We start from the raw sequence: 24340 nt of genomic DNA on the forward strand, positions 1-24340 counted from the left end.
TTGTTTTTTGTTGGGGGGGGGGGGTCCTTCCTGCCCCTGCCTCTTCTCTTCACAAAACTCACGCCCGCAACTGATGGCGGTTCTTTTCGTGATAGCGCTTCACGAAGCCAATAAAGGCGCTCTGGTAACGGTCGGGCGCGCGGTCCGCGCTTTCGCTCAGCCAGGCGCGGAAGTCGGCGTGCAGGGCGTGGAAGTCCCAGCCGCGATAGTGTTTGCGCAGGTGCTCCAGCGTGTCCTCGGTGATATAGCCGCGCGGTTCGTCATTGGCGCTGACGGGCTTGGGTTTGGCCGCCGGTTTGATCACTTCGACGGGTGCGGGGCTGACATCGCGGCGGACCATGTGCAGCAGCGGTTCACGCGAGGTGGCGGCTTCGGTCAGGCTGAGGTCGTAGCCCGGCAGGTCGTTGCGGCGCACGATGGCGGCGATTTCGAACTTGAAGCGGCGGTACTGACCTTCGGCACCGGACTTCTCAAACAGCGTCGGCAGGGCGATGGCGAAACCGCCCTCCCCTGCCCCGCCGGCGTGTTTGCGTGCGACCTTGTACAGCCAGCGCTCACGCCCGCCGGTGATGTCGAAATAGGCGCGGTCGATGGACAGGACGCCCCCATTCATCAGCACGCCCTCATAGAACCAGCTCGAGAGTGACAGGCTGAGCCCGCGTGAGCGGTCGGTCTTTTCATCGACCAACTGGCTCCAGTTGTCGAGCCAGGAGAAGGTGGCTTCGCGGCGCAGGTCCGAGCGGATATTGGTCTTGACCGTCGTCGATTGCAGCCGGTCGAGCGCCTGTCCCAATAGATCATAGGAGCGGCCCGAAATAGGACGACCGATGGAGCGCAACAGGTCATAGGGCATGATCTTCAGCGTGCGCGGGATGTCGTTGACGCGACGTTGCTTGAGGTCGTTCAGCACGCTGGCGCAATAGATCAGGATGTCGGCGTCCCAGATGGTCGCCATGCCGTAGTCAGGATTGGCCGAGACGTGCACCCACACCTTGCCGTCGGGCGAGGTGTAGTCGATGGGCTTGAGGCGTTTCGATTTGGCCAGACTGAAGAAGGGCCGCTCCATCATCTCGCGCTGATCGCGCAGGCTCAGATCGGCCAGATAGGGCAGGAAGAGATCAATCTGTTCGGACTTGTCTTCGGCCATGATCCTGTCAGCCATGTCTGCATTTTTGATGAGGAAGGATAGGTGAGACTCCGGGGTTTTCTTAGTGCGCTACCGCTTCGCTGCTTGAGCGCAAGGCCCGGACCCCGGAGAGTTTCTTTGAGGAAACTTTTTCATACGCCGATTCTCTCCAGTCGTTATGGGGTGTGGGGGCTCTTTTGTGCGCTACCGCTTCGCTGCTTGAGCGCCAGGCCCCACAATCTTAGGCGCAACCCTTAAGAAAAAGGACCTGAGGCCACAGGCCCCAAACCCCAAAACGAGAAAGTTTCCTCGAAGAAACTTTTTACCGCAGCCCCTTGCCCTGCTTGTCCAGCGCCTCAAGGGCTTTACGAAACAGCTCGGTCAGTTCGCGCGCCGAGGCGCCAGACCCGGCGTGCAGGCGCAGCGACACACCGTTGCGGTTGGACGACATGACGCTGAGGGCCGGGCGACCGGACGGGGCGGGGAGGGTGAGCAGGCTACGGTCTTCGGCAGCGGCCGGCGCATCGACGCTCATCAACTGACGCACCACCTCGGCGGCGGGAAGGCTGGGGCCACCCCGGAAGCTGGCCTGCAATTTCGCCAGCTCTTCGGCGGCGTATTTCATCAGCGGCAGAAGCTCGGTGTCATTGGCGGCTTCCAGCGACTGAATGCGTTGGGCCAGCGGGTAGCAGGTGGCGAGTTGGATATCAGCGGGGCTGGCGAAGGCCGCGACGGCCCAGTCGGGCAGGGCGCCGACGCTGAGCATTTTCGACAGCCAGCCCTTCGACAGACGCAGGCGTTCGGCCATCCGCACCTGCTTGCCGCCATAGTGCTGATCGAGCGCGGCCAGATAGGTGCGGGCGCGTTCAAAATCCGAGACGTCTTTGCGCGCCCGGTTTTCGATGTCAGAGATGCGGAAGGCGGACTCGTCGTCCAGCGCATAGACCTGCGCCAGGAACATCATGTCCGGATAGTTGTTGGCCCGCAGCCACGAAATCGCCCAGTGGCGACGCGAGCCCGCGATGACTTCGTAATCGTGCGCGGGGTCGTTATCGACGCGGCGAACGATGGCGGGAACCTTTTGGCCACCCTCGGCCAGAATGGCGTCGATCAGCTCGCGGCAATTGGCTTCGGTGAGCGATTCCTGATGCCGCGGATTGCCGGTCCAGATGCGCACACGCGACGGGTCGAGGAGCAACTGCGTGACCTGCTTCACCTCGCCATTGGCGACGCGGGCGAGGGCGGATTCGCGCGCCAGAAGCGTGGTGGCTGAGCGGACACTGGCCGGGGCAGGGGCGGTTGGAACAACCGGAGCCGGACGGGTGGGGGCCACCGGTCCGGGTGTGCTTTCAGACAGGGCGTCGTTGAGCAGGGCGGACAGATAGTCGGACTGACGTTTGGACATAAGACCTCCTTACAAGGCGGCGGCCAGTGCCGCGCCCTTCTCATTATCCACCCGTCCCCAACGTAGGCGGATAAGTTTTTCTATCTGACCCATCGCTTCGTCGATATTGCTGCGGCAGCGTTTGTGCGTTTTCGGTGTCCCCACAGGCTTTTCCAGCTCATAGACGGTCATCATGCGCAGCGCCGCATGACTGATCTCAGCGGACTCAAGTATGGGGATAGGTAGCAGGGCCGGACCGAAAGATTGTTCCATGATGCGCTGGATCATGGCGTGGCTGGGGTCGTTGGAATTGAACTTGGAACAGATCAGGCGGCAGAAGTCGTATTCGACCTGAATGCCGGCCTCCTGAAGCTGGGTGATGACCTGCGACATCATCGACAGGAACTGCACGGTCGAGCAGAAGTCGGGCGTGGTGGCCGCCAGCGGCACCAGCAGGGCATTGGCCGCCTGCATGACGGCCAGCGAAATCGTGCCGAGCGCCGGGGGTGGATCGAGCAGCACCACATCATAATCCTGTGCCAGCTCATTGAGCCCCTGTTTCAGCTTGCGAAAGCGCGAAGCCAGCGTCCCGCCGCCGCCGGAACCGGCCGCCGCCAGCTCGTATTCAACGTCGAACATCTGAAGATTGGAGGGGATCAGATCGACATTGGGCCAGATGGTCGATTTGACCGCATAGTGCAGGCTGTCCTCGGTCGGCTCGATCGACAGATAGGGGTAGAGCGTCTCTTCGCGGCGGATGGCAAAGTGCGGATTGAAGCCGAACAGGGTGGTGGTGGTCGCCTGACTGTCGCAATCGACGACCAGCACGCGATAGCCCTGAACGGCCAGATAGTGGGCCAGATGGGTGGTGACGGTCGATTTGCCGACGCCACCTTTGAAATTTTGTACCGTAATGATGGCGGGCGGGTCTTCGGGTGAGCGTCGCGGCGAGGCCCCCAGCACCTGACGCATATTGAGAAGCGCCGGGATGTCATAGCCCAGACGCCGCCCCGTATCGCTTTCAGGCGGCGGAGGCAGGCGGCCATCCTGCTCTGCCATGCGGATGCGGTTGGTGGAACAGCCCAGCAATTCCGCCGCTTCGGCGATGCCCAGACGCACATTCAGCGCCTTGGTCGCACCGGGCAGGAAGGCGGTGCGGCGCAAGCGCTCAACCATCTGCTCACCAGCCTGCGCCAGTTGGGTGATTCGCTCGGCTTCGGCGAGGTGGGAATGAAACCCCTCATTATTCCAATGATTTGCGTTCATTTTGACGCCTCCGATGGCCGATGAATGAAATTTCGCGGAAATGTACCCGTAAAGCTTCAATGAGGCCAAGCGGTAAATATTTTGTTAACCTTAAAGGACGGTGGCGCGCTGTGGATAAAAGGGATTTTTATGGGGGAAATAAGAATTTAAACGTTTTCAGAAAAGTTTTGCGCGTTAACCCCTAAGCAAGCCTTTCCCCTGAATATCAAATATCAATGATATGTGTATGGTTGCCGCGTTGTTAACCTCAAGCGTCGCTAAGACAAGCGTTAGATCCATAAGGGAGGAATAGATGAAAGGCACGCTTTCACTGAAGGCCATGCTGATCGGCGTTTTGGCCAGTCTCACTCTGCTCATGGTCGGTATCGGTGGCCTAGCCTATGTGCAACTGGGGCAAACCTATCAGAGCGTCAACAATCTCGGGGACAACTGGCTGCCCTCTGTTGATCGCGTCAATGCTATTAACACCAATACCTCTGACCTCCGGATCGCGGAGGGCACGCACGTCATGTCGATCAACGAAAGCGATATGAGCGGGGCCGAGGCGGCCTTTGACGCTACTCTTAAGGAGATGCAGGCCAATCAAGCCATCTACGAGCCGCTGATTTCCTCTGATGAAGAGCGAAAGACATACGAATCGTTCAAAAGCCATTTTGCCGAATATTTGAAACTGCATGATCAGTTGTTCATGTTGTCGCGTGCCAATCGTAATGTTGAGGCGGCCGATTTGTTTCGCGGAGAAATGAAGACACGGTATGATACCTTCTCGAACGAATTGCTCAGCCTGATCGACATTAACCGCAAGGGCGCAGCCCAGAGCCGGCAGTCCGCCGCAGAGGTAAACCAGGAAGCCACGACCCTGCTTATAACCGCTAAACTGGCGGCGCTGGGGCTGGCGGGCGCTGGTGTATGGCTTATACTGGCGCGCGTCACCGCGCCTCTATCGCAGATCACACGCATGATGCAGGTGGTTTCCGAAGGCAAGTTGGATAGTGAAATCCCGCATACTCAAACGCGTAATGAGATCGGTGCGCTGGCGCGCACGCTTCTAATCTTCCGTGACGGCTTAAGAGAAACGCAAAGGATACGCGAAGAGAGCGAGCTTATGCGGGTCCGCAACGAAGAAGAGCGCCGCCGCGCCATGCTGAAACTGGCCGATGATTTCGAAGCCTCGGTCGGTCAGATCGTCTCGATGGTATCATCAGCGGCCACCGAAATGCAGGCCTCGGCGGCGCAACTGACCGCCACGGCTCAGGAAACCGCGGCGCAGTCGGTGGCGGTATCATCTGCCGCCGAAGAGGCGGGCACCAATGTGACCTCCGTGGCCTCCGCGGCCGAAGAAATGGGCGCATCCGTCAGCGAAATCGGCCGTCAGGTGGCCTCATCGGCCCAGACCTCGCGGGCGGCGGTGGCGCAAGCCGACTCGGCGGCCGAAGTGGTCAACGAGCTGAGCGAAGTGGCCGCCTCCATCAACGGTATTGTCGATCTGATCGCGGGCCTGGCTGGGCAAACAAACCTGCTGGCGCTCAATGCCACAATCGAGTCGGCGCGCGCCGGCGAGGCCGGTAAGGGCTTTGCGGTCGTGGCCTCCGAGGTCAAGGCGCTGGCCGGCCAAACGGCCAAGGCCACGACCGACATCTCCGCTCGTATCGGACAGATTCAGGAGGCCACGTCCAAGGCGGCGACCGCCTTCCGCACCATTACCTCGACCATCCAGAATATCGACAACACCAACGCCATGATTTCTGCCGCCGTTGAGCAGCAATCCGCCGCCACGCAGGAGATCATTCAGGCGGTCAATCAGGCCTCTCTGGGCACGCAGGAGGTGACGCTGAACATCACTGGTGTGGCCCAGGCCTCGGGTCAGACGGGCGATGCCGCGGCGCAGGTGCTGAGTTCTTCGGGTGAACTGGCGCAACAGGCCGAGTGCCTGCGTCGGGAAATGGATCAGTTCCTGAGCACGGTACGCGCGGCGTAACCCCCTCTACAGGCTTCAGTCGCGTTGCGTGAGTAGGGCGTGATTGCAGAGAGACGGCGTGGCAGGCCCCCACAGGCTGCGCCGTCTCTTCCTTTTTGGGCGGGCTTGTGTTTCCGGCCGATACCACTAACCTCCATTCATTGTTTCAGATTTGAGGTTATCCGTGGCCGCTTCTATTCAAAATCGACTGGATATGGCGCAAAACCTGTCGTGGGACGATCTGCGGCTGGTGTTGGCCATCCATCGCGAAGGCACGCTGTCGGCGGCGGGTAAGACGCTGAATCTCAGTCAGCCGACCATGGGGCGGCGTCTGGAGGCGGCGGAGGAGGCCTTTGGCGAGCGCCTGTTTCAGCGCACAACGCGCGGTCTGGTGGCGACGGGGCTGGGGCTGGCGGTGGCCGAGCACGCCCGCGCTATGGAGGACGAGGTGCTGGCACTGTCGCGGCGTCTCAGTGGCGCGCAGCAGGCCCTGTCGGGCGTGATCCGCGTGTCGTCTTCCGAGTGGTTTTTCAATCACGTTTTGATGCCGGTGTTTGAAGGTTTCATGGCTGCCCACCCGCAGGTGGTGATCGAGGCCGTGGTGGATACGCGCGCGCTTGATCTCGACCGCAGGGAGGCCGATCTGGTGTTCCGTTTTGGCGGCTTTGCCGAGGGCAATGCCGTGCAGCGTAAGCTGACCCGCATCGATTATGGCCTTTATGCCTCGGCCAGCTATCTCAATCGCCATGGCTTGCCGGAAGCGGGTGAGGGGGGGAATCATCAGTTGATTCTGATGGACGAAGCGCTGGGCCATCTCAGCGATGTCGTTTGGTTACAACGGCTTTTGCCACAGGCGCGACCGGTCTTTCGCTCCAATAGCCGCGATCTTCAGGCCATGGCCGCCGCCGCCGGGCGCGGTCTGGCGGTGCTGCCCACATTGATAGCGCGCCCTTTGGGACTGGTGCCGGTCGATCTGGGCGAAGATGCCCCCGGTCGCGAGGTGTTTGTCGGCTATCATGCCGATCTCAAACCCATGGCACGCCTGCGCGCCCTGATCGACCATGTGACGGAGAGCGTGCCCTCGCATATATGATTCATTCAATTATGAATGAAAATTATACAGAATTGGCCATTCTGTATCTTTGTGAATGGATTAGATAGCGGTCATCGTCCCTTTGCCGAATAAGGAGGCTGTGATGAAGGCCATAGGCTATCGTGAAACCGGACCCGCCAGCGTGCTGGGTGATCTGGACCTGCCCAGACCCATTGCCGGGCCGCGCGATCTGATCGTTAGGGTCGAAGCGGTGTCGGTTAACCCCGCCGACACCAAGTTGAGGCGCTTCGCCACCCCGTCGGACGATCAGCCGCGCGTGCTGGGATTCGATGCGGCGGGGATCGTAGAGTCGGAGGGTTCGGAAGTGACCCTGTTCCGTCCCGGCGATGCGGTCTTTTACGCCGGCGACATCACACGGCCGGGCACAAACGCCCAGTTTCACGCCGTCGATGAGCGTCTTGTCGGCCCCAAACCGCAGACCCTGAGCTCTGCCGAAGCGGCCGCCCTTCCGCTGACGACCATCACGGCCTGGGAGATTTTGTTTGAGCGTTTGAAGGTGTCAGGCGACGCCTCGGCGGCCCCGCAAACCCTGCTGGTCATCGGTGGCGCCGGGGGCGTTGGATCAATATTGATTCAGTTGGCGCGACGCCTGACAAATCTAACTGTGATCGCCACCGCGTCACGCCCTGAAACGGTCCAATGGGTTGAAAATATGGGGGCTAATGCGGTTATCAATCATGGACTCCCGTTGGCCGACGAGCTGCGGCGCATAGGACTCACCGAGGTTGATTTTATTGCCAGTCTGACCGCCAGCGACCGGCATTATGAGGCCCTCAAAACCCTCATCAAACCGCAAGGCCACATTGTGCTGATCGACGATCCGGAGCACTTCGATATCGTACCGTTCAAGCGCAAAAGCGTGACGCTGAGCTGGGAATTTATGTTCACGCGCGCCGCCTTTCAGACGCCGGACATGATCGAACAGCACCAGTTGCTGGCCGCCGTGTCGGCTCTGGTCGATCGCGGTGAGATTCGCACCACAATGACGCAGGATGCCGGACCGATCACGGCGGCCAACCTGATCCGCGTACACGAACAGATAGAGACGGGTTCCAGCATCGGCAAAACCGTCCTGAGCGGTTTTCCCGATTGATTTCAGGGCAGGGGAGGGGGACAAGAGGGACTCCCGCCAAGGAGTCCTCATGCCCCGTCCTCGCATTCTGCTGACCCGTTCATGGCCCGATGGGGCCTTCGCCTATCTGAAAGACCGTTATGAGGTGACGGTCAATGAGACGGGTGTGCCTTTGACGCAGGCGCAACTGATCGCCGCCATGAACGATTACGACGCCCTGTGCCCGACCGTGACGGATAAACTCACCAAAGAGATTTTGCGGCCTAGCACGCGGGTGCGCATGATCGCTAATTTCGGCGCGGGGTTTGAACATATCGACCTTGACGCGGCGAAGGCGGCGGGAATCCGCGTCTCCAACACGCCCGATGTGCTGACCGAAGCGACGGCCGAGATCGCTCTGTTGCTGATGCTGATGACCAGTCGGCGGGCGTCAGAGGCCGAACGCGGTTTGCGTGACGGGCGCTGGAACGGCTGGAAGCCGACGCAGTTTTTGGGGCAGGGCTTAAAGGGCAAGACGCTGGGCCTTGTCGGTTTTGGGCGGATCGGTCAGGCGACGGCCTGTAAGGCGAAAACAGCGTTGGGGATGCAGATTGCCTATCACAGCCGCCAGCGCGTCGCGCCAGAGATCGAGGCACGGCTTGGGGCGCGTTATGTGAACTCGCTTGAGGCTTTGTCCGCCGAAGCCGATGTGCTGTCGTTGCATACGCCGGGCGGTGAGGCGACGCGGCATCTGGTCGATGCGCGCTTGCTGGGCCTGATGAAGCCCTCGGCCATTCTGATCAACACGGCGCGCGGTTCGGTCGTGCATGAGGCCGACCTGGCGGCAGCGCTGAAGGCCGGGACGATCTGGGCCGCCGGGCTGGATGTCTATGAGCGCGAACCGCAGGTGCATCCGGACCTGCTGCCGCTCGATAATGTCGTCCTCTTGCCGCATCTCGGCTCGGCGACGCGCGAAACCCGCGATGAGATGGGTCTGCGGGCCGCCTATAATCTCGATCGCTTCTTTGCCGGGGAGCCGCTGATTGACCCCCTTGCCTGATCTCCCGGCGGCCCGTCTGGTCGTGGACGCTATCGACGGCTGGTGCAGGGAAGGGGTGCGGCTGATCGGCCTGTGCGGGGCGCAGGGCTGTGGAAAATCAACCATTGCCGAGGCGGTGCGCCAAGACTTTACCGAGCGGGGCCTGAGCGTCGCCGTCCTATCGCTGGATGACCTGTATTTGCCGCCAGACAAGCGGCCCGTTTCGGTCCATCCCTTGTTTGCCACGCGCGGTGTGCCGGGTACGCACGATGTGGCTCTGGGGATGTCTGTGCTTGAGGCGCTGAAAGCCGGGGACAGGGCCGCCTTGCCACGCTTTGACAAGGCGACCGATCATCCTGTGCCGCGTCACGACTGGCCGTATATCGCCGCGCCGGATGTTATTTTGTTCGAAGGCTGGTGCGTCGGCGCGCGCCCTCAAAGCGAAAGCGCCTTACACACGCCGGTCAACGCGCTGGAGCGTGACGAAGACCCGGATGGGGTGTGGCGGGCCTATGTGAATCAACAGTTGGGCGGACCCTATGCCGACCTCTTTGCGAGGATAGACCGATTGATCCTGCTGGCCGCGCCCGGTTTCGAGGTGGTGCAAGACTGGCGCACTCAGCAGGAAGACGCCCTCCGCCAAAGATTACAGGCCGAAGGCCGCGACACTTCCGGCCTGATGGACGCGGCGGCGCTGAGGCGCTTTATCGCGCACTATGAACGCCTGACGCGGCATATCCTTGAGGACATGCCGCGTTATGCGAATATGAATATCTGGTTGGATTCAGGCCGAAACGCTCTACAAAGATGAAATGTTCGCCTTGGGTCGGCCGCCCTTGGCACCGTTGGCCCGGCTGGCCGTGGCGCGGCGTTCGGCTCGGCTCATGGTGTGAGAGCCCAGTACATCTAGAAATAGCCGTGACACCGAAATATCGGCATCAAGCGAGGGAATGTGCAGGCCATACCCGCGTCCTTGCACCTCAATGGCGGTCAGGTCCTGTGGCGTGGCGTCCTCAAGTCCTGCAATGGCCCTGAGCGGAAAGCCGACTGAGGCCCCGTTGGTCAGTTGCACGACAAGCTGGGCGCTTTGGGCATCGTAACGCGCACTTTCGGCGCGAAACGTGGTTTGCGGTTTGCGCCGGGTCTGTTCGAATTGTCGCACCGTGACCGGTTTAAACTCAGCCATGAATTTCACTCCACTTCACACAGATCGCTTCGAGATTATGGGCAACCAGGCCGCCGATCTCGTTCAGTTCGCTCAGCTTGAATCCTTCGTGGTCCCAAAGTTCCACAGGACCTTGCGGGCAATTTAGCCGAAACCGCGCCTCCGCCTCATTGCCTTTCAGGGCATGGACACGAGGCGCCGGGTGATCATTCGGTTAGATGGCAATGCGGATGTTCCGCAGGGTGAGCACCGTCGGCATGACTCTGTATAGCACTAACCTAGAATGCAGTCTAGGTTAGTGCTTTCAGGCCGCTTACGCTTCGATAAAGGCCAGCATATCGGCATTCAGCAGGTCGGCATTGATGGTCAGCATACCGTGCGACAGGCCGGGATAGATTTTCAGCGTGCCGTTCTTCACCAGCTTGATGGCTTCGAGCGCCGAGGCCTTGACCGGGACGATCTGGTCGTCGTCGCCGTGCAGGATCAGCACGGGCGCGTCGATGGCCTTCAGGTCTTCGCTGAGGTCGGTTTCCGAAAAGGCCTTGATGCCTTCGTAATGGGCCTTGGCCGAGCCCATCATGCCCTGACGCCACCAGTTGTCGATCACGGCATCAATCGGGGCGACGCCGTCACGGTTGAAGCCATAGAAGGGGATGGGCAGCTCTTTGAAAAACTGCGTGCGGCTGGCGGCTGTCTGGGCGCGCAGACCGTCAAACACCTCAATCGGCAGGCCGCCGGGGAAGGCTTCGGTCTTCAGCATGATCGGTGTAATGGCGCTGACCAGAATGGCTTTGGCGACGCGGCCATTGCCGCCGTAGCGCGCCACATAGCGGGCGACTTCGCCGCCGCCGGTCGAGTGACCGATGTGGATGGCGTTTTTGAGGTCAAGATACTCAGCTACCGCGTGGGCATCGGCGGCATAGGTGTCGATATTGTGCCCTTCGCTGACCTGTTCGGAGCGACCGTGGCCGCGGCGGTCATGGGCCACCACGCGGTAGCCCTTGGCAAGGAAGTAGAGCATCTGCGTATCCCAGTCATCAGACGACAGGGGCCAGCCATGGTGGAAGACGACGGGTTGGGCGGACTTGGGGCCCCAATCCTTGAAGAAGATCTGGGTACCATCGGCGGCGGTGACAAAGTTGGTCATGGTGTAGCTCCGTTCGGGTAAGGCTCCGCCGGTCACGGCAAGAGGCCATTTTCAAAAAAGATCTGAAATTTGAGAGAGTTCGGTTCTGTGCGGGACGCTTACATTCGACGCATGAAGAGATAACGCGATCGCCGTCGTTACAGAAGCCGGAACTTTTGGAATAAAGCGTTGTTAAATACGCAACACTGGGGCGGTGTGGTGACCCGGCGGTATTGTAAACTTTTACGCGAAAAACAAAAGCGCCGATCCGCTAAAGCGGACCGACGCTTCTTCGTTAAATATTGGCTTAGACTCAGGCCGCAATGACCGTCTGCTTTTGGGTGCCGAGGCCTTCGATGCCCAGCTCCATCACGTCACCAACCTCCAGATAGACCGGCGGCTTTTGCCCCAGACCGACGCCCGGCGGCGTACCGGTCGAAATGACATCGCCCGGATGCAGGCTCATGAACTGAGACACATAAGAAACGATAAAGGCTGGCTTGAAGATCATGGTGGCGGTCGAACCGTCCTGATAGGTCTTGCCGTTGACGCTCAGCCACATTTTGAGATTGGTCGGGTCGGCCACCTCGTCGCGCGTCACCAGCCACGGGCCGATGGGGCCGAAGGTGTCGCAGCCCTTGCCCTTGTCCCAGGTGCCGCCGCGTTCCAGTTGAAAGGCGCGCTCAGAGACGTCATTGATGGTGCAGTAGCCGGCGATGCAGGCTTCGGCCTCGGCTTCGGTCGCGTAAGAAGCCGTCTTGCCGATCACGATGCCGAGTTCGACTTCCCAGTCGAGCTTGGTCGAACCGCGCGGTTTCTTCACCTCATCATTGGGCCCGATAATGCACGAGGTCGTCTTGGAAAACAGGACCGGCTCTTCCGGGATGGGCAGGTTCGATTCGGCGGCGTGGTCGGCATAGTTAAGGCCGATGCACAGGAATTTACCCACACCCGCTACGCAAGGGCCATAGCGCACGCCTTCGGCGACCAGCGGCAGGGAGGCCGGATCGATGGCCTTCAGCTTGGCCAACGCCTCATCTGACAAGGTGGCACCGGTGATGTCGGCGACAACGCCGCTCAGGTCGCGGATACGGCCTTCGCTATCCAGTAGGCCGGGCTTTTCCTGACCGGGCTCACCAAAACGCAAAAGTTTCATAGGGTTTCCTTATCTGTTCAGAGGCAATGGGTCAGGGATAGCGGGTTTGCGCTCCCAGGCAAAGAGTGGAAATGCTTTCGCCAGCAGAATTTCTTTCTTATATAAAATTGTCTTGAGGCCCCTACCGCTTATGGGAATCATTTTGAGTTTGGTACGGTGGCTGCGAGATAGATCATAGCCTTGAAGCTGTTGTCGGTTTTGTCTGCTCACATGGCGATGCGTTTGAACTCTTTGAGTTTACAGTAGAAGTCCGCGACGAAGTGTTGCCATTTGTAGATTTCTTTGTCGATCTCCAAAGGCTTTGAACGCCGTGGATGTTGGGAGATGACGATCTTCGCTCCGCGTTCATTGAGAGTATCGATGATCGAGTTGCTGTTAAAAGGGCACGCTGCCAAAACTTAGAGCGAAATGATTTTGAGTGGAATCGTCATTTCACTCTAAGTTTATGTTTTGTCGCGATGTTTTTGCGGAAAACCGCTCACACTTTTGGCTTCGCCGAACTCCGTTTCCGCACATCGCTCTAGGGTTTGTGGGGATTCACAGATGGATCGAATTGTGATTCATACTGTTAATGGACCGCAATATTCTGACAGATGCCCAATGGGCCAAGATCGAACCGCACTGTTTGGGGAAGCGCACTGACCCCGGACGCAGCGGCGGAGATAACCGGCGCTTTATGGAGGCCGTGCTTTGGATTGCTCGTACCGGCAGTCCTTGGCGCGACCTTCCGGCGCATTACGGCAACTGGAGCACAGCGTTTCGCCGCTTCAGTGACTGGCGCAAAGCCGATGTTTTTAAACGGATATTTGATGCCTGCTCGGATGATCCAGATATGGAATACGCGATGGTCGACGCCACGATAGTCAAGGTCCACCGTCATGGCCAGGGCGCTAAAGGGGGACTCAGAGCCAGGCCATAGGCCGCTCAAAGGGCGGCATGACCACTAAAATCCTCGCCTTGACAGATGCCTTTGGCAATCTCGTGCGCTTTGAACTGTTGCCGGGGCATCGGTTCGATACGGTGGGCGTTGAACCGCTTCTGACAGGCATCAGCTTCGGAGCCTTGTTGGCCGACAAGGCTTTTGACAGCAACTCGATCGTCGATAATCTCAATGAACGCGGGGCGAAGATCGTCATTTCCCAACATCCACGGCGTTCAAAGCCTTTGGACATCGACAAAGAAATCTACAAATGGCGACACTTGGTTGAGAACTTCTTTTGCAAACTCAAAGAGTTCAAACGCATCGCCATGAGAGCAGACAAAACCGATAACAGCTTCAAGGCCATGATCTATCTCGCAGCCGCCGTCATAAACTCAAAATGAATCCCCACAAACCCTAGCCTGGATTATTCACAGCGGGCGCAAAAAGGTGCAGCGGGTGTAGCGTAAAGCGTTGTTTTGGAATAGATTCTGGTTACCACACCTGACCTAAACCCAAGACACGCGGAGCCACACCCGCCATGGACCAGGATACCGATCTTCCATTCGATTTGCCAAGCGTTTCCCGCAAGAAAATCACGGCCGCCTTTGATGGCGGACGCATCAGTTCGGACGGCGGCGTGATGCTGTTGTCTGCCGTGGAACGCCGGATCGGGATCATTGATCGGCTTTGGCGGCTGATACCGGATCGACGCAATCCGTTCCTGGTGACGCACTCGGTGGCTTCGATCCTGAAGGCCCGCATCTTCGCCATCGCCTGCGGTTATGAGGATGGCAACGATCTGGCTTTCCTGCGCACCGATCCGGCCTTCAAGCTGGCATGTGGACGACTGCCTGAAGGCGGCAAGGACCTGTGCTCACAACCGACCCTGTCGCGCCTTGAGAATGCGCCGGACCTGCGTAGCTCGATCAGGCTGACCTACGGTCTTATCGACCAGTACTGCGCCAGTTTCGGGTCGGCTGTTCCAATGGCCATAACCCTCGATATCGATGACACGGTCGACGTGGTTTACGGCCGACAACAGTTGTCGCTCTTCAATGCTCATGAAGGGGAATACGTCTTTAAGCCCATCCACGTCTACGACGTGGCCACGGGCCGACCGGTTGTCGTTATCCTGCGGCCAGGCAAAACACCGTCAGGCAAGGAGGTGCGCGGCTGGGTCCGCAGGATGGTGCGCCAGATCCGCAAACACTGGCCCACAACCCACATTACCCTGCGCGGTGACGGCCACTATGCCCGACCCGAAGTCATGGCCTGGGCTGAGCGCAAGGGCGTTGACTATATCTTCGGGCTCGCCGGCTCAAAGCCTTTGCATGCTAAGGCCGAAGCCTTTGCTGACCACATCCGTGTCGTTCGGGCCGAACAGGACGCCGCGGCCGTGCGCGGCTACACCGAAGTCCGTCATGGAGCCAAATCCTGGGGCTGTGAGCGCCGCGTTATCGCCCGCATTGAAGCCACACCGCTCGGCCTCGACAGTCGCTTCGTCGTGACATCCCTGACCGATCCCGATCCGGAAACCCTCTACGCCAAACTCTATTGCGCCAGAGGCCATGCTGAAAATCTGATCAAGCTCCACAAGACCCAGCTTAAAAGCGATCGCACCTCTTGCCGCTGTCCTCTGGCCAACCAGATGCGCCTGATCCTTCACACCGCCGCCTATTGGCTGATGCTGGCTGTCCGCGATCAGATCCCCAGGGCCCATAAGCTGGCGACCGCTGAGTTCAATACCATCCGCTTGCGCCTTCTGAAGATCGGGGCACGGATCAAAGAGACCGCCCATCGCGTAAGGATTGCCTTCGCCGCGGCTTGCCCGGAGGCTTCGCTCTTGCGCCATTTAATGGCGTCCCTCAAACCCGCGCCCGCATGAACGACGGGGCTATGCCCCCGAAACCGCCGCCATCACCATCAACCCCATCGGAGAAAAATCAAACCCAGCGCGTGGCGGAAAACACGACGCCAACAATCGCGTCCGCGAAAAAGCCGACCTAACTGAAAACCCGAACAACGTTACGATGAATGATCCGGGCTAGCTGTACGAAGAGGTCCTCTCTACTGAAGCGGATGAATGCGGCTTCAGCCAGCCCTGCAGAGGGGGGCAAAAATAGAAGCACTATGAAAATCCAAAGCAAAATGATCTGTGCGCCTTGCAAACTCGCTGTCCACCCCTAAGATCGAGTTGAAAAAAATCGCAAAAAGCAGATCGCTGTTATGATCTTAGGGGAGTCCGCATTGAATCGTCGTGAGGTTATGCTTGCTTCTGGAGCGCTGCTCCTAAGCTCCGGACCGGTTTGCGCTGCAGACAGCCGTACCTACAGTTGGTCGACGGTTCCGTTCGGTGGCGGAGGTTATGTCGATGGCTTTTTATATCACCCAAAGGTCCCGGACATCCTCTATGCCCGTACAGACATAGGCGGAATGTACCGCTTTGAGTTTGCCGATAAGAGCTGGGTTCCGTTACTTGACCATCTGGGGCGCGAAGACGCCGACCTCATGGGCGTTCTGAGTATGGCCCTCGACCCCTCTAATCCGGACAAGGTCTATGCTGCCTGTGGGCTTTACCTGGCGGAGTGGGCACGCAAGGGGGCAATTATGGCCTCATCAGACCGCGGGCGCACCTGGCGAAAGACCGAGTTGCCCATCCGTGTCGGCGGGAACGCAGACGGAAGAGGAACCGGGGATCGGCTGGTCGTTGACCCGAAAAACAGCGATGTGTTGTGGTATGGATCAAACCAGGACGGACTTTGGCAGAGCAAGGACGCGGCCGCGTCCTTTGCCAAGGTTGCCGGACCGGGTTCGCACCTGAGCCTCGTCCTGGTTGATCCCTCTTCAGGCGTTCTCTATGTGGGTGTCGGGGATGCCCAGTCGGGCCTCTATGTCAGCCCGGATGCCGGCGCAACTTGGCAACGTGTAGAGGCGACACCGAACCAGGTGCCTCAGCACGCCGCCTTTGCTGCCGATGGGACGCTCTACGTCACCTTCGCGCGGGCAGACACTCCCTCTCAAACGATCAACCCCAGCTTTGCGACCGGGGGAAGCGTCTGGAGACGCGACGTCAAGAGCGGTAAATGGCGGGATATCTCTCCGGTCAAGCCGGAAGGTGGTGCCCGTTTCGGCTTCTCTGGCGTAGATGTCGGGCCTCACGGTCGGGTCGTGGTCTCCACATTGAACCGATGGTGGCCAGGTGACGACATATTCGTGTCAGATGATGAAGGGCAATCCTGGGTCGCGCTGGGCGAAAGATCAAAACATGACGCCACGCCTTACCCCTGGCTTTCAAACTATTTGAGAGGCGAGGACAAGATGGGGCACTGGATCAGCGATCTTAAGATCAATCCATTCAAGCCCGACGAACTCATCTACGGGACGGGATATGGCCTCTGGATGAGCGAGAACCTCACAAAACTGGGTCAAGAACCTGTTCGCTTTGCCTTTAATGTCAAAAACCTCGAAGAGACCGCAACAATCCAGATGACGTCTCCGACGGGGGGGGCCACGCTTCTGGTGGCGATGGGCGATGTCGGAGGGGCCGCCTGGGACGACCTGACCAAAACCCCTAAGAACGGATTGTTCTTGCCCGCAAGCGAGACGAACTGGTCGGTGGACTACGCAGGGCTTGCCCCAGATGTTGTTGTGAGAACGACCAATGGCGGACACTTTGCGATGCTCTCGGAAGAGGGTGGCGCGAGTTGGTCAGCACTCCCGACTACCCCCTACAGACGGCCAGCGGAGGGTCAAGGCTGGAAAGGCCCCGGCACAATCGCCATCTCGGCCAAGGCGACCTCCCTGCTGTGGGTTCCTGAGCGCGAGGGGGCGTATGTCTCTTACGACAGGGGGCAGAGCTGGAAAGAGAGCGAGGGCTGGCCTTCAGGGCGGGACCAGGCGCTCGTACCCATTTCGGATAAGGTGGCTGACGGGGTCTATTATGTCCTTGACCGGTTTAGCGGAAGCATACTGATCAGCGTTGACGGCGGGGCCACATTTAAACCCATTATTCGGGGCTTGCCAAAAATTGAGAGCTGGCAAAGTGCCCAGCTTGCTGTGGTGCCTACGCGTATGCGCGATCTCTGGGTCGCCTTACCAGATGGCCTTTTGCATTCACGCGATGCCGGTAGTTCGATGGCGTCCGTCAGAGGCGTTGAAGCGGCCTGGTGCATTGGGTTCGGGGCCTCCAAGGCTCAGGGTGGTTATCCGGCTGCCTATTTGTGGGGTAAGGTAAAGGGCCGCGAAGGTTTGTGGCGATCAGATGACGAGGGCCTTAATTGGACGCGAATCAATGACGATGCCCATCAATTCGGCGCGTTCCGAGCGATAACGGGTGACCCGCTGGAATGGGGCACGATTTATGTGGCGCCCCATGGCCGAGGCGTCTTGGTGGGTAAGTCCCCTGCCTGAGTAATCCCCGTACCACTCAACTGAAGCACAATTATCTGATTATATTTATATAATTCATAGGGTTGGCTTGGCTCCATTCCCGGAACGGTCCCGTTTTCGTGAAAAATTTCAGGGGTCTTTGTTTTGGGTTTCAAAGAATTGTTACACTTGGATTTGTTGTCATTTTCAGAGAGTTAATGAAAATTTTGCGTTCCGGCTCCAGACCCGACGTACAATCCCTTTGCGTCCCGCTTTGTGAAGCTGCCGTTTCAAAAACGCTTCACAGGAACAGCAATGCCCTTTAGATTACGCTGATGTTTGTCGGTGGCCGGAGATGCCTGAGTTGGCGCGAGTAAAAGCAGTGGAAAATATGGCTTTGGTGGCTGATGTCGAAGACTTGGCCGAAGCGGGCGCCGAAAAGGAAAAGGGAATCGCCGGGGCCCTGACCCTGATGCGTGGTCTGGACGTGCTGGGCCGGGTGGCCAAGGGTGACAACACCCTGCCGAAAATCTCGCGGTCTCTGGGGCTCAACAAATCGACCGTGCACCGTCTGGCCTCGACGCTGGTCGATTACGGCTTCCTGTCGTTTACGCAGCGCGAGGGCTATGCACTGGGGACACGGCTTCTGGAGCTGGGCCATGCGGCGTCGCAGCAGATCACCCTGACCCGCGTGTCACACGATCATCTGGTGAGGTTGGCGGCCGATACGGGCGATACGGTCAATCTGGGGGTGCTCGACGGCCACCAGGTACACTATATCGATAAGATCCCCGGCACCCGCCGCATTGAGGTGCGCTGCGTGATCGGCGAGCGGCAATATCTGCGCCCGACGGGATTGGGTAAGGCGCTGTTGCTCGACGCTGATGAAGACAAGCTGCGCGAGGTCTATAACCGCGAAGCGCGCGAATTTCCTAATTATCGCTACGACCTCAAAGGCTGGCTCGATATCATGAAAGCCTACCGCGAAGGTGGTTATGCGCTCGATATGGATGAGAACGAAGATCGCATCCGGTGCGTCTCCGCGCCCATCCGCGACCTGTCGGGCAAGATTGTCGCTGCCGTCTCTATCTCCAGCGCCGCCCAGTATATGGACGATGGAAGGCTTGAAACTCTAAAGGGCTACGTAAAGGAAGTCACCTTGACGATAAGCCGTGAGTTAGGTTGCAAAGGGTAGCGTATTGCCGCATACGCTGGCGGCCGGTCGGTCCGTCCAGCCTACCTCATGGCTGTCAGGCTCATAACCTGAAGGTCGTCAGTTCAAATCTGGCTCCCGATATTGGGCAAAAAGACAATAATATCAATAGTATAATGAACTTTTTGCGTTTGAACCACAGGGTGCGAGGTTTGCTAGCTTGCGGTGAACCCCGTATTAACCTTTGATCTTATTGCCAAAGAAGTTAAGCACAAATCGCAGCTAAAAACCTGACGGTCGTAGATGTTTCTCGTTCGTCCAACCATGCTGTGGAGTTTGATTGCCATTTCATCATAGCCGACGTTTCTCTTGGGTTTTAGGTCCGCGGTGAACTAGGCGCGGTTCACATTCACACTGACGCTGGACCACCAGATCAAATAGACCGCACTTCCCGCTCCAACAAGTTACAACCCCTACGAAGCAACGGTTTGCAACAGCTGACCACCGCGATTTGCTGCGGGATGCAACAGCTTGCGACACCGCAAATCCGCGAAAATCGAGCATGATTGGTCAGTCCCTGATGGCCCCGGTTCGATGGATTCTCGCATGTCTCTCTTCGCCCACAGAGCTGTTCCAAGCGCCGGCCTGGTCGCCGCGGGGGCCCATTGCGTGTTGGCTGCGTCGCGGGCCTTAAGCCTGCGGTGCTTGTGCGCAAGGCGGCCCGTGACCGGAGCCGCTACCGCGATGCGCAGAGTTATTCATCCTGTGCCGTCCTGATGCGGCCTGACGACCCGCGCGCTCTTCCGACAGGCTGCAAAGCGGACGCCGGTTTACCCCTCCCAGCAAGGATTAAGCCCGACTGACCTGGCCAAGGGGTGCCACACGATTAAAGCGAAATCCTAGAAGACCTTGTGTTGCCTTGAGTTCCTCCTGACGTCTTTTTCCTCCACACAAAGGATAATCCCATGCGTAAAACCCATCTGCTATCGGCATGCGCCCTCTTTACCCTCATGCTGGCCGCTGGCGCCGCCCATGCCCTGCCGCCGGGATACAACCGCAACTTGGCGCGCCAACAATTGGCTAACATGGCGCAGGTTGCCCATGCCAAGAAAGTAGTCACCCTTCAGGAAGCCCAGTCGTTGGGCGTGCGTCTGGCGACCAGCGACCGCTTCGTCGACGACCATGTTAACGAAATGCAGCAAGTCGGCGTGGACCTAGGCACTCCTCTCCTCGGAACAAGCGGAGCCAAGGTTCTGGACGCCATCATCGCAGCGTAGGCCGCTGTCAGCGCAAAACGTGGCGGTGTCTCGACGACCGTAACTCCCGGAGTTACTGGCCCGACCCAACGCGCCGACGCCCAGTCCACGGTGACCGAGGCTCAGAGCACGTTGACTGGGTCTCGCAACGTAAACGCACCTGCCTTGACCTCGGTCACCGAACGGACGCGTACCCCCGGGCGCGACAACTCGATGATTTCCGATGTCGATAATCCCGGCATCTGGGACTGGTTGACGAAGTCCGATGCCGACATGCAGGCCGAATGGGACAAAAAGTATGGCTCTAAGCCGTCTTGCGGCGATGATGGCGACGTCATGTGTGGTTACAGATTCACCGGTGGCGGAGCCAGCCGGCCGAACCCCGAAGGCGACCCGCGCCGGGCGCTGCCGTCCGACTTGAGCGCCAGTGACTTAAAAAATCCGCGCAACGGCAGCCATGTCACGAACCCAGCGCCGGATGATGGTACGGGTGTAACAGGGGGCATGGACCGAACCGCTCCGATCCCGACCCTCCCTGGTGGCGGCCTAGTCAATCCTGGAGGTCCTGAGAATGTTCGCACGCCGATCAAGATCGATGGCAAGGTGCCGGTCATCGACAACACCAATGTCATTAATCCAGACCGCTCAAACGGCAACCCGACCGAACCCGGCCAAGCCGGCGGTGGCGCTCAGGGCAATGTCGGGACTCCGGGCGGCAAAAAGAACGAGTAGGTCGTGAGGGGGTGGCTCACGGTCGGGATGTCTACTATCTCGGCGTGGGTCTTTTACATAGACGGGGAGTTAAGCCGTGTGTGTTCATTTTCGCCTTAGCTTGAGTCTGCATGTTTGCCGCGGAATGACCCAAGCCTACCGTTATCGCGTAACGGGTTTATCTCTCAAATGATGGTCACGGTGAGATGAAAATTTCGATCCTAAAGGGGTCATTTTCTGGCGGAACTCAACACACACTCTATTCAACCTCCCTCAGACTCGTCCGGGAGGATGCCGAGTTCAAGGGGACCGGCGCACCGCATTTCACTCTTGCGCCCATTTTTGACAAAAAAAGAGCGGCAGTTGACTGCCGCTCTCTCTTATCACTCCCGGTGGGATCAGAAGCTCTTGGAGAGCTTGAGATAGAACTGACGCCCCAGGTAGCCTTCGAAATACTGGCTGGACAGGGGGTAGTTACCGAGACGGGTGATCGTGCTGCCGTTGCCTATGACCGTGGGCTTTTCGTCGGTCAGGTTCGAAAACGCCGCGGTCGCGTACCAATCCTTGCCACGATATTGCACGCTCAGATCATGCGTGATGAAGGCCTCGACGTCAGTGCGATATGTGGCGTTGGGGATGATCGATGTCGGGCTGGTCTTACCCTCCTCACCAAAGCGGCCGAGGTTTTCGGTGTCGCCCGTGTAGTTGAGAGTCCACACCATGCGCCAGTCGTCCTTCTTGAACGAGGTCTGGACGTTACCCACCCAAGCCGGCTGACCCGCAATGCCTTGATAGTCGTAGACTACGTCGCCGGGGAAGAGCTGGGAGAGATACTCTTCGGTGTGGGTCGCCTGCAGATCAATCAGGAGGTTGCCGAAATTGAAGTCCTTTTCGTAACTGGCGACGATGTCCACACCCTTGGTTGTTTCCGTCGGGATGTTGCGATAGCTGGCGTCGATGACGTCGATGCCGTCGTCGCTGGCGCGGCGGCTGAACAGAGTACAGAACTTGTTGGTCGCGAAGTCCACGGCGTTGTAGCACGCCCCCACGACGCCCGCACCTGTCGAAGAGATCTGATCGCGGACTTCGATTTTCCAGAAATCGACCGCTAGGCGGAGTCCGGTTTCCGGTGGCGTCAGAACGATTCCGTAGGTCGTCGCCGTCGAGGTTTCAGGCTTCAGGTCAAGCCCGCCACCGGTCTTCACGATCGCCGACGAACCGCCACCGGCAAAATCCGCCGGAAGTCCGGCTGCGGCGCAGTTGGCGCGGACGCGGTCATTACGCACGAAGCCGCCGTCTTCTCCGACCCGACCGTAGTTGATGCACGGATCGACTGAGGCCTGCTGCAGGAAGCCGGTCTGGTCCTTCAGGTACAGTTCGTAAAGCGCCGGTGCGCGGAACGAGGTGCCATGGGTCGCCCGCAGACGCAGAACATCGTTCAGGGCCCAGTTCAGACCCAGCTTATAGGTCGTGTCGTCGCCGACGCTGTCGTAGTTCGAATAGCGACCCGATGCGTTCAGTTTGAGGTCCTTCACGAGGAAGACATTGTTGACCAGAGGCACCTCGAATTCGGCATAGACTTCCGAAAGCGTGTCCGTGCCCTTGGTAACCCCGGCCGTGGTGCGGCCCCAGATATTCTTTGTCAGCGATAGCTCACCCGGCTGATCGTTGATCTTGTCACGACGGAAGCTGACACCGAAGGCGCTGCCGACCGGACCAGCCGGAAGCGTGATAAGGTCGCCCGTGACAGAACCTTCGAGGATAGTCTGCGTGTACTTGGTGGAGCCGTTGTCGCGCGTGAAGTACCAGTCGCGAACCGCTTTCGAATAGTTGCCGTCTTCAAGACCGGCTTTCGAGAAGAGTTCTGTGAACGGGATACAACCCGTCGGTGCACCCGCACCACAGGCATTGCCCGGCATCAGTTCGAGCGTGTCCTGGTTGGTGCCGGTACCCCAGTTCAGGCGATCCAGAATGATCGCATCGTTGGAATAGGTGCCGTTGCTGACAGAGTGCGACAGATAAACGTCCCACGCCCAGCTGTTCCATTCACCGCGAGCCCCGCTCAGTGCACGCAGGGTGCGCACTTCCTGCTCGGAGGATTGACGGTAAAGGCTGATCGGGTTGGCGCCCATGCCGGGATAGCCGAGTTGGGCGAGCGTCGCATTGACCGGAAAGCTGGGAATGATGGAGCGGATAGGCACCGTACCGGTACGGAACGGATTGATGGTGGACTGTTCGTGCACATAGGGGAAGAATTGTGCGTAAGCCACCTGCTCGGAATTACGCAGGGTGAACATAAGTTCGCTGTAAAGTTCGCCTCCGCCCAGCCAGTCCGGACGGTACTCGCCCTGCATGAAGAAGGACAGACGCTTCACCGGCGATATGATCGTGGCGTCGTGCGACTTCGGATCGTTGAAGCTGCGCTCGGCATAGGGGGTAAAGGCCCAGCCGGTGACCCCTTCCGTAGGCGTGCTGCCCGGCGAAATCTTGCGGCTACCCCAGTAGCTGCTCAGACCAAAGGCGTCGAACGGCGCGTAGACGCCAACATAGCCTTCGATGCCGTGCGTATAGCACTTGATATTGCCTGTCGTCGGGTCGATCAGGTCGGCGCGCGAGCCGTCAGCCTTGTAATAGTTATCCTGCGGGCAGAGGAAGGCGTCACGATCACCGATCGTGAGCGCATCCTGCTTGAAGCCTTCGAGCGAAAGGGCCAAGTGCCCCTTGTCGAATGACTTGCCCCAGATGGCGCTGAGGTTAGCGGTGCCGCCACCGCCGTCCTGCGTGCGGTTCGTCTGGGCCTCAAGGGTCAGGCCTTCAAAGTTCGAGCGGGTGATGACGTTGACCACGCCCGCAACGGCATCAGAACCGTAGATCGAGGAGGCCCCGTCTTTCAGGATTTCATAGCGCGAAACGAAGGCGGAAGGGATGGTGTTGAGATCGACCGGACCGACCGTGCCGCCGACACCGGCGGGGGGCATGCGACGACCGTTTATCAGAACCAGCGAGCGCTGGGCACCCAGACCGCGCAGGGAGATGGTGTTGATACCATCACCGCCACCGACGATATAACCTGTGAACGTATTGTTGATCTGACCCGACGAGGCGGCCGTGGTCGAACTTTGCAGAATTTCGGTCGCCGAGATCAGACCGGCGGCCGAGGAGCGTTCCGCCGTGATAACCGTTACCGGCGACGCCGACGTATACTCCTTGCCTTTAATACGCGAGCCGGTGATCACGACTTCGGTCGTTTCGTCGGCCGCAGGCTCATCGGTCTTTGCTGGCTGAGCGTCTTGCGCGTTGGCAGCTGCCACGCCGAACAGAACGCCGGTTAAAACCGTACCAGCCAGAAGCCATTTACGAGTCAGGTGAGAGGGTTTGGTCAATGCCGCCTCCGGGATTTGTATTACGGGGATGCCCTGCGCATATTACGAAAGGCGAATTTACAACAGTCTGACACTAACTCGTCACATTTGAGACGCAATGCAAAAATCGTTGGCGACGTAACAAACCCTGGTCCTGTGGTAAGTTTGCCTCAAATACTTGGGA

At 58.9% G+C, this 24340-nt stretch carries 18 protein-coding genes and 1 pseudogene; 11 read left to right on the top strand and 8 right to left on the bottom strand.

The window, feature by feature from the left end; all coding sequences use genetic code 11:
* Positions 1 to 58: 58 nt before the first annotated feature.
* From ACK8OE_RS14580 to ACK8OE_RS14590, 3 genes are all read right to left on the bottom strand, one after another.
* Complete coding sequence (locus tag ACK8OE_RS14580; protein WP_410273117.1) at positions 59 to 1162, bottom strand: replication initiator protein A; 1104 nt, start codon at positions 1160 to 1162, stop codon at positions 59 to 61.
* Positions 1163 to 1448: 286 nt separating this feature from the next.
* The gene (locus ACK8OE_RS14585; protein WP_410273118.1) at positions 1449 to 2531 is read right to left on the bottom strand and encodes a ParB/RepB/Spo0J family partition protein; all 1083 of its coding nucleotides are present in this window, start codon (positions 2529 to 2531) and stop codon (positions 1449 to 1451) included.
* 9 nt (positions 2532 to 2540) lie between these two features.
* Entirely contained in the window at positions 2541 to 3776 is a 1236-nt protein-coding gene (locus ACK8OE_RS14590) for an AAA family ATPase (RefSeq protein ID WP_013481011.1), read from the bottom strand.
* A gap of 292 nt (positions 3777 to 4068) precedes the next feature.
* Here ACK8OE_RS14590 and ACK8OE_RS14595 point away from each other — a divergent pair, with 292 nt between their 5' ends.
* The 5 genes from ACK8OE_RS14595 to ACK8OE_RS14615 all read left to right on the top strand — a co-directional run bounded on the left by ACK8OE_RS14595 (position 4069) and on the right by ACK8OE_RS14615 (position 9748).
* Positions 4069 to 5754: a methyl-accepting chemotaxis protein gene (locus tag ACK8OE_RS14595; RefSeq protein WP_410273119.1), complete on the top strand. Its 1686-nt coding sequence runs from the start codon at positions 4069 to 4071 to the stop codon at positions 5752 to 5754.
* Between the two features lie 163 nt (positions 5755 to 5917).
* Complete coding sequence (locus ACK8OE_RS14600; protein ID WP_410273120.1) at positions 5918 to 6826, top strand: LysR family transcriptional regulator; 909 nt, start codon at positions 5918 to 5920, stop codon at positions 6824 to 6826.
* 103 nt (positions 6827 to 6929) lie between these two features.
* Positions 6930 to 7940: a zinc-binding alcohol dehydrogenase family protein gene (locus tag ACK8OE_RS14605; protein WP_410273121.1), complete on the top strand. Its 1011-nt coding sequence runs from the start codon at positions 6930 to 6932 to the stop codon at positions 7938 to 7940.
* A 49-nt stretch (positions 7941 to 7989) separates the two neighbouring features.
* Complete coding sequence (locus tag ACK8OE_RS14610; RefSeq protein ID WP_410273122.1) at positions 7990 to 8958, top strand: 2-hydroxyacid dehydrogenase; 969 nt, start codon at positions 7990 to 7992, stop codon at positions 8956 to 8958.
* A complete protein-coding gene (locus ACK8OE_RS14615) occupies positions 8942 to 9748 on the top strand; it encodes a kinase (protein WP_410273123.1) in 807 nt (268 codons plus the stop codon). The genes ACK8OE_RS14610 and ACK8OE_RS14615 overlap by 17 nt, the downstream gene beginning before the upstream one ends.
* Here the strand turns inward: ACK8OE_RS14615 and ACK8OE_RS14620 are convergent.
* The 4 genes and pseudogenes from ACK8OE_RS14620 to ACK8OE_RS14635 form a co-directional block, all read right to left on the bottom strand.
* Positions 9737 to 10123 (bottom strand): DUF2442 domain-containing protein, encoded by a 387-nt coding sequence (locus tag ACK8OE_RS14620; protein WP_410273124.1) that lies wholly within the window; start codon positions 10121 to 10123, stop codon positions 9737 to 9739. The genes ACK8OE_RS14615 and ACK8OE_RS14620 overlap by 12 nt on opposite strands.
* Positions 10116 to 10301: pseudogene (locus ACK8OE_RS14625) on the bottom strand (hypothetical protein); the annotation flags it as partial. The gene ACK8OE_RS14620 and the pseudogene ACK8OE_RS14625, both read right to left, overlap by 8 nt.
* A gap of 114 nt (positions 10302 to 10415) precedes the next feature.
* Positions 10416 to 11249, bottom strand: a complete 834-nt coding sequence (locus tag ACK8OE_RS14630) for an alpha/beta fold hydrolase (RefSeq protein ID WP_410273125.1) — start codon at positions 11247 to 11249, stop codon at positions 10416 to 10418.
* Between the two features lie 292 nt (positions 11250 to 11541).
* Positions 11542 to 12384: a fumarylacetoacetate hydrolase family protein gene (locus ACK8OE_RS14635; protein WP_410273126.1), complete on the bottom strand. Its 843-nt coding sequence runs from the start codon at positions 12382 to 12384 to the stop codon at positions 11542 to 11544.
* A gap of 571 nt (positions 12385 to 12955) precedes the next feature.
* On the opposite strand from ACK8OE_RS14635, the gene ACK8OE_RS14640 reads away from it, so the two are divergent.
* The 6 genes from ACK8OE_RS14640 to ACK8OE_RS14665 all read left to right on the top strand — a co-directional run bounded on the left by ACK8OE_RS14640 (position 12956) and on the right by ACK8OE_RS14665 (position 20815).
* Positions 12956 to 13707 (top strand): IS5 family transposase gene (locus tag ACK8OE_RS14640; protein WP_410271718.1). Its coding sequence is split into 2 segments (ribosomal slippage): positions 12956 to 13286 and positions 13286 to 13707, totalling 753 coding nucleotides; the frame shifts between segments, so codons are not numbered across the junction.
* 137 nt (positions 13708 to 13844) lie between these two features.
* The gene (locus ACK8OE_RS14645) at positions 13845 to 15191 is read left to right on the top strand and encodes an IS1380 family transposase (protein ID WP_410273127.1); all 1347 of its coding nucleotides are present in this window, start codon (positions 13845 to 13847) and stop codon (positions 15189 to 15191) included.
* 362 nt (positions 15192 to 15553) lie between these two features.
* On the top strand, positions 15554 to 17716 hold the full coding sequence (locus ACK8OE_RS14650) for an exo-alpha-sialidase (protein ID WP_410273128.1): 2163 nt from the start codon (positions 15554 to 15556) through the stop codon (positions 17714 to 17716).
* Positions 17717 to 18065: 349 nt separating this feature from the next.
* Entirely contained in the window at positions 18066 to 18869 is an 804-nt protein-coding gene (locus ACK8OE_RS14655; protein ID WP_410273129.1) for an IclR family transcriptional regulator, read from the top strand.
* Between the two features lie 923 nt (positions 18870 to 19792).
* Positions 19793 to 20104, top strand: a complete 312-nt coding sequence (locus tag ACK8OE_RS14660; RefSeq protein WP_410273130.1) for a hypothetical protein — start codon at positions 19793 to 19795, stop codon at positions 20102 to 20104.
* Positions 20105 to 20248: 144 nt separating this feature from the next.
* Positions 20249 to 20815, top strand: a complete 567-nt coding sequence (locus ACK8OE_RS14665; protein ID WP_410273131.1) for a hypothetical protein — start codon at positions 20249 to 20251, stop codon at positions 20813 to 20815.
* A 377-nt stretch (positions 20816 to 21192) separates the two neighbouring features.
* On the opposite strand, the gene ACK8OE_RS14670 is transcribed toward ACK8OE_RS14665, so the two are convergent.
* Positions 21193 to 24177 (bottom strand): TonB-dependent receptor plug domain-containing protein, encoded by a 2985-nt coding sequence (locus ACK8OE_RS14670; RefSeq protein ID WP_410273132.1) that lies wholly within the window; start codon positions 24175 to 24177, stop codon positions 21193 to 21195.
* Positions 24178 to 24340: the final 163 nt, after the last annotated feature.

The organism is Asticcacaulis sp. W401b, assembly GCF_046503825.1.
Lineage (GTDB): Bacteria > Pseudomonadota > Alphaproteobacteria > Caulobacterales > Caulobacteraceae > Asticcacaulis.

Coding starts and splice junctions, on each gene's coding strand:
- ACK8OE_RS14580 (WP_410273117.1), bottom strand. CDS start 1,162: ATGGCTGACAGGATCATGGCCGAAGACAAGTCCGAACAGATTGATCTC.
- ACK8OE_RS14585 (WP_410273118.1), bottom strand. CDS start 2,531: ATGTCCAAACGTCAGTCCGACTATCTGTCCGCCCTGCTCAACGACGCC.
- ACK8OE_RS14590 (WP_013481011.1), bottom strand. CDS start 3,776: ATGAACGCAAATCATTGGAATAATGAGGGGTTTCATTCCCACCTCGCC.
- ACK8OE_RS14595 (WP_410273119.1), top strand. CDS start 4,069: ATGAAAGGCACGCTTTCACTGAAGGCCATGCTGATCGGCGTTTTGGCC.
- ACK8OE_RS14605 (WP_410273121.1), top strand. CDS start 6,930: ATGAAGGCCATAGGCTATCGTGAAACCGGACCCGCCAGCGTGCTGGGT.
- ACK8OE_RS14610 (WP_410273122.1), top strand. CDS start 7,990: ATGCCCCGTCCTCGCATTCTGCTGACCCGTTCATGGCCCGATGGGGCC.
- ACK8OE_RS14620 (WP_410273124.1), bottom strand. CDS start 10,123: ATGGCTGAGTTTAAACCGGTCACGGTGCGACAATTCGAACAGACCCGG.
- ACK8OE_RS14630 (WP_410273125.1), bottom strand. CDS start 11,249: ATGACCAACTTTGTCACCGCCGCCGATGGTACCCAGATCTTCTTCAAG.
- ACK8OE_RS14635 (WP_410273126.1), bottom strand. CDS start 12,384: ATGAAACTTTTGCGTTTTGGTGAGCCCGGTCAGGAAAAGCCCGGCCTA.
- ACK8OE_RS14645 (WP_410273127.1), top strand. CDS start 13,845: ATGGACCAGGATACCGATCTTCCATTCGATTTGCCAAGCGTTTCCCGC.
- ACK8OE_RS14655 (WP_410273129.1), top strand. CDS start 18,066: ATGGCTTTGGTGGCTGATGTCGAAGACTTGGCCGAAGCGGGCGCCGAA.
- ACK8OE_RS14660 (WP_410273130.1), top strand. CDS start 19,793: ATGCGTAAAACCCATCTGCTATCGGCATGCGCCCTCTTTACCCTCATG.